Here is a 4,631-nt window from a genome sequence, read left to right as displayed (position 1 = left end):
AGATAGAAGGGGTCGAGCTTCACGAGAACACTGCCTTTCCGATAACGGGAGTGGATGGGACGGCGATATCGCGTGGCTCCAGCGGTACGGCCCCAGCATTCGTACCCGGGCTCAAATATTTTGTTGCCACGCAAGCCCGCGCTCCGATGCGTCGTTGTAGACGAGCGCCAAGTCGGCAGATCGCCTTGTCTGCTGCAGGGCTTCAAAGAGCAGCGCAGGTTGACCAACGTCCTTCTCGCGCTCGCCACCCCTGCCCGTCAGTGTGTCGGCGGCTGGCGACTATGAGCTTGCGGACCGCATGCCGGAGTGGATCAGGGACGACGACTGGGACACCGCTCCGGTGGAGCAGCATTGTCCTGACGGTTTCTGCTGTCGCGGGCGCTGCAACTGACCGGATTTATTTATGCTTCAGCAGCCACATCTTTCCGGCCATCGTGATGCCGTGCGGCGAGATGGCTGGGTCGGCGTCGGGATCGAGGGTCTTGAGAAGACCGCTGATTCTCAATTCGCCTACCGTCGCCGTTGTTGCGAACTTGATTGCGATCGGCCGCTCCTGAAAGCGATCGGCTTTGGCGAAGGTAATCGTCGCATTGAGATGCGTCCACTTCTTGCTCTCCTGAAGGTACAGGTCCCCATCCCTTGCAAGTTTCAAGCCTCTGATCTGGGGAGGCGTCAAAGTGACCATCAAAGCGGCCGTATTGGGACTTGTTTTGGCGGTCGTACTCATCTTGGATCCTAACATGCTATTCAAACGATCCGCATAAAGCGGTCAGATATCGATGGGCCGAGGCTCTCGGCCTCTCGGAAGGAGATGAGCCTGCCGCTCTGTTCATCCCACAAAGCAAGCCGGACACATTCGAGGCTTTGCCGAAGGGTGACGCGGCCGATAGCCACCAACTCGGGGTGATTGCGCAGGACTTCCGGAAGCCGGTAATACGGAATGCGGCTTGAAAGGTGGTGGATGTGGTGGATACCGATATTCCCGGTCAGCCATCGAAGCACGAGCGGAAGATCATAATGTGACGCGCCGTGAAGAGCGGCCCGCGGAAATTTCCATTCTCCGGTCTTCGACCAGTGCGTTTCCTCGAACTGATGTTGGACATAAAATAGCCAGACGCCGGCTGCCCCTGCTAGCAAAACGATCGGCAGATGCACCAGCAGGAGGGGGATAGGCCCAATCGTCCACATTAACAGGCCAACTACGATCGCGATCGCTACATTCGTGGCCATCGTGGAAACCCAAGGCAAGGCTCCCGCCCGCATCATCTCGATCGGCAGGCGTTGCTTGAAGATAAAGAGCCAGGCGGGTCCAATGCCGAACATGACGATCGGATGCCTGTAAAGTCGGTAGGCGAGTCGCCCGGTTCGAGAACGGGCGCGATATTCCTCGAGCGTCAAGGTCGTGATGTCGCCGATGCCACGTTTATCAAGATTGCCCGCAGATGCATGATGTTCCGCATGTGTTTGCCGCCAATAATCGTACGGCGTTAGGGTCAAAACGCCGAGTGCCCGTCCTGTCCACGTATCCAGCTTTCGCCGGGCGAAGAATGAACCGTGCCCGCAATCGTGCTGGATCATGAATAACCGGAGCAGGAAGGCGGCGGCTGGCAGGATCAGTATGTAGCCGGGCCAAAAGTCTTGCAGCAAAGAGGCATATGCGCCGACCCATAGCAGCGCGAAGGGGACAGCTGTCACAGACAACTCGAACGCGCTGCGCCAAAAGCTCGGTTGCCGGTATTTCGCGAGGATCTTCAGCCACGCACCGGCGGAGTCTTCAAACGGCTCGTGCAACTGGCCGGCTTGGCTTCTCATAGGTTTTCTGATTCCGTTGGGACGACGATGCAAATTGGCAGGAGCCACGGTCGGATGTCCATCCGTCAAGCGCGACGAGCCTTACGTGCGGCATAGCGCCGGTCGCGCTCGGCCTTGCGTGCCGCTTCATCGGCGACGACACGTGCGATTCGGTTATTGGCTTCCAACTGGCGAGCCTCCGCCTCTGCTCTTTGATGAGCCTCGGCAACATCGGCTAATGCGGCAGCTTCCTGAAGGAGGCGGTCATTTTCCGCCGCCTTCATCGCATCGCGCTCGGCGCGACGAGCAGTCCTGGCCGAAGCAATTGCCGCCAACCGTTCTTGCATTACAGGGTCGGTCGGCTTCGGAGCCGACTCAAATTTTGCAATCAGCTGACGTCTGGCGCTTTCGGCGGACTTACGACGTTCTGAAAAGGGGGTGTCGCCTGAGTGTTTCAATCGATGTCCTTGCCCAACAGGATAGTCCAGGCCGCTACGCTTCAAGACATACGAGCGGTCGGGCGCTGTTCACTTCTTGAATGAAAAAGGCCAGACATCTGCCTGGCCTTCAACTGCCCTTGCCAGCCACGCCAGTACCTCCGTGGTCGCAGCGGCTATAAGAGCCTTTTAGGCCGCTTGGAGCTGGCCTGCAGACATTTTGCCGGACTTGCGGTCATGCTCCAATTGAAAGCCGAGCTTCTGGCCTTCAGCGATTGAACTCATTCCCGCGCGTTCAACGGCAGAGATGTGAACGAAGACGTCAGCGCTCCCGTCGTCAGGCTGTATGAAGCCAAAGCCTTTGGTGGCGTTGAACCATTTTACTGTGCCAGTGGTCATGATAAACCCTTTCATCGGCATACATTTAATCGCCCGCCGAGCGGCGCGCGGCGGTGTTTCGACTTTTGAAGGGAGAGTTGATCAAGAGGCGCAGGGCGCAGCCAAACAAATATCGGCAAACAAAGTATCGATGTCTGCAGGGATAGACTGGAGATCCTTCCCCGTCAACCTTTTGTTTTCACCTTCTCGCAATTTCCACTTCTGCGAGCAATCCCGTGTGATGCGTTTAAGGTCGGCGCGTCAGCGGATAAGCGTCGGCTTCATAGAGTTTGCGCATCTGCAAACCATCGAAGCGCGCCTCCTCGACTTCGAGCACGGATCCACGGAGGAGAGAAGCCGGCATGTCCTCGATCGCAAAGCGAAGAGCTTCGGCGACGGAATCGAACCTCTTGTAGACGAGGCTGCCTCTTCTGTTGATTGTCTTGCACGGGTAAAGCCCCGCGCCAGCATTATAATCGAAAACGGTCATAACTTAATCCTTGCGGCGTGAGCGATCGTCTAGGACAGTCGATCTTTGCCGTTCCATCTTGCGGTATCAACGGAAAAAAGAAGCCAGTCCAACCGTTCCGCCAGTCCGTTTTTCGAGACGCTGCTGCATCTCGGCAAGCTTCGTCGCGCGCCTCCGGAGAGCTTGCCTGCTGAGGAAATCCTGCAGCTTTGCTGCATCCGATCCTTGTTCTGGCTTGGAGCGCTTGAACATGCTTTCGGCGGCATGGCGGGTGGTGTTGGTCATTATGGCATCCTCAGTGTGGCTGCGGGACGAATACATCCGGAACAAACCGCTCCAGCCAGTATGGCGGAGTTCGCAACGTTCGCAAAATCAGGGTTTGCCAAGCAACCGACGCAGCCGGGAGGATCAGGTAGCCGAAAGGCTGAAAACGTGCCCTCTATGTAAGGTTTCAATCAGCCTCATTCAAGGCACCACATGAATAGCAAAAGCTTGCTTGCCAAAGGCGGAAATGAAGTCCAGGGTGCGATGTCGGCTGCAACTGGTCAGGGCGCTGCCGCCTGAGGGACAAGAGCGCGCCCTAGCCCCGACAAGAGGAGGACGCGATGACGTCCCGATCCTCGCATGCCTGCTTCCTGCTCTACTTCCAGAAAATGCTCCTGAACGCCAACGGCGAAAGCAAGCGCAAACCAGGCAATCGGAAAGCGCATAGGACCTTTCCCATGGTCCGCAACAGAGGACAGCTTCATGGCTCGTCACCTGTCGGTCGCGGGATGTGGGCCGGCGCGCCCATTTTTCCTGAGAAAGCTCCCGAGAAAAAGCCAAGGCTCTGGTAGCGTCGCACGGTATCTGTCCTTCCCTCTTTACTGCCCTTCAGCGTTATATCTTGGAATTAGGACCAGGAGATCGCAGATGCAGGCCTTTGGAGACAACTTATGCGCCAATCATATTACAGGGCGCTGGCCCTGATGATGACCATCCCCCTGCATTCTGCATCGGGACTCAGCTCCTCGGCGCTCGGCCAGACCTCAAGGTCGGTGCCTGAAAATGCCCAGGCAAGCCGCTATGGCCTCGGCTGGGAATGCAATCGTGGTTTTCGAAGGCAGGATGACGCCTGCTTTAAGGTGAAGCTTCCCGACAACGCGTTTCTGACGAACTCCTCCTTTGGCAAGGGCTGGGATTGCCATTACGGCTTTCTGGAGAAGGGGAACCAGTGCCTCACCGTCCAAATTCCGGACAATGCATATCTCGACCCATATTTCGGCGATCGCTGGAGATGCCTGCGTGGATACCGTCAAACCAATGTGGGTTGCGACCCTATCAAAGTCCCGGAGAAAGCATTCCTGTCCGATAATACCACAGGATCCGGCTGGGAATGCGAAAGAGGTTATCGCGCGCTACAACAAGCATGTCTCAAGCTCGAACTCCCCGCCCACTCATATCTGACATCCGCCGGAAATGAGGTACATTCTATTTCCAAGTGCGACATGCCAATGATTTCAATGGCTTCACTTTGGAGATTTTGGCATGTCCCGATGCTATACGCAGCTTGCCCT

The 4,631-nt window shown here is 56.7% G+C and carries 7 protein-coding genes and 1 pseudogene; 2 read left to right on the top strand and 6 right to left on the bottom strand.

All coding sequences use genetic code 11. The features are described from left to right. Positions 1-114: 114 nt before the first annotated feature. From FHT70_RS29880 to FHT70_RS29855, 6 genes and pseudogenes are all read right to left on the bottom strand, one after another. Positions 115-367: pseudogene (locus FHT70_RS29880) on the bottom strand (GSU2403 family nucleotidyltransferase fold protein); the annotation flags it as partial. Positions 368-397: 30 nt separating this feature from the next. Next, on the bottom strand, positions 398-685 hold the full coding sequence (locus tag FHT70_RS29875; RefSeq protein WP_176536298.1) for a hypothetical protein: 288 nt from the start codon (positions 683-685) through the stop codon (positions 398-400). 62 nt (positions 686-747) lie between these two features. Then, positions 748-1,812: a fatty acid desaturase gene (locus FHT70_RS29870; RefSeq protein WP_183706733.1), complete on the bottom strand. Its 1,065-nt coding sequence runs from the start codon at positions 1,810-1,812 to the stop codon at positions 748-750. A 65-nt stretch (positions 1,813-1,877) separates the two neighbouring features. After that, positions 1,878-2,249 (bottom strand): DUF6481 family protein, encoded by a 372-nt coding sequence (locus FHT70_RS29865; RefSeq protein ID WP_183706732.1) that lies wholly within the window; start codon positions 2,247-2,249, stop codon positions 1,878-1,880. A 168-nt stretch (positions 2,250-2,417) separates the two neighbouring features. Continuing rightward, positions 2,418-2,627 carry a cold-shock protein gene (locus FHT70_RS29860; RefSeq protein ID WP_088396361.1) on the bottom strand — a complete coding sequence of 70 codons (210 nt, stop codon included), beginning with the start codon at positions 2,625-2,627 and terminating at the stop codon, positions 2,418-2,420. 226 nt (positions 2,628-2,853) lie between these two features. Then, entirely contained in the window at positions 2,854-3,096 is a 243-nt protein-coding gene (locus tag FHT70_RS29855; protein ID WP_097599675.1) for a hypothetical protein, read from the bottom strand. 45 nt (positions 3,097-3,141) lie between these two features. Between FHT70_RS29855 and FHT70_RS29850 the strand changes: the two genes are divergently transcribed. Both FHT70_RS29850 and FHT70_RS29845 read left to right on the top strand, forming a co-directional pair. After that, positions 3,142-3,522 (top strand): hypothetical protein, encoded by a 381-nt coding sequence (locus tag FHT70_RS29850; protein ID WP_183706731.1) that lies wholly within the window; start codon positions 3,142-3,144, stop codon positions 3,520-3,522. Between the two features lie 488 nt (positions 3,523-4,010). Further along, positions 4,011-4,631: hypothetical protein (locus FHT70_RS29845; RefSeq protein ID WP_210283002.1), on the top strand; the 621-nt coding region annotated here is incomplete at its 3' end.

Source organism: Rhizobium sp. BK049, assembly GCF_014193135.1.
Lineage (GTDB): Bacteria > Pseudomonadota > Alphaproteobacteria > Rhizobiales > Rhizobiaceae > Rhizobium.
This window is presented reverse-complemented; position numbering and strand designations above follow the sequence as displayed.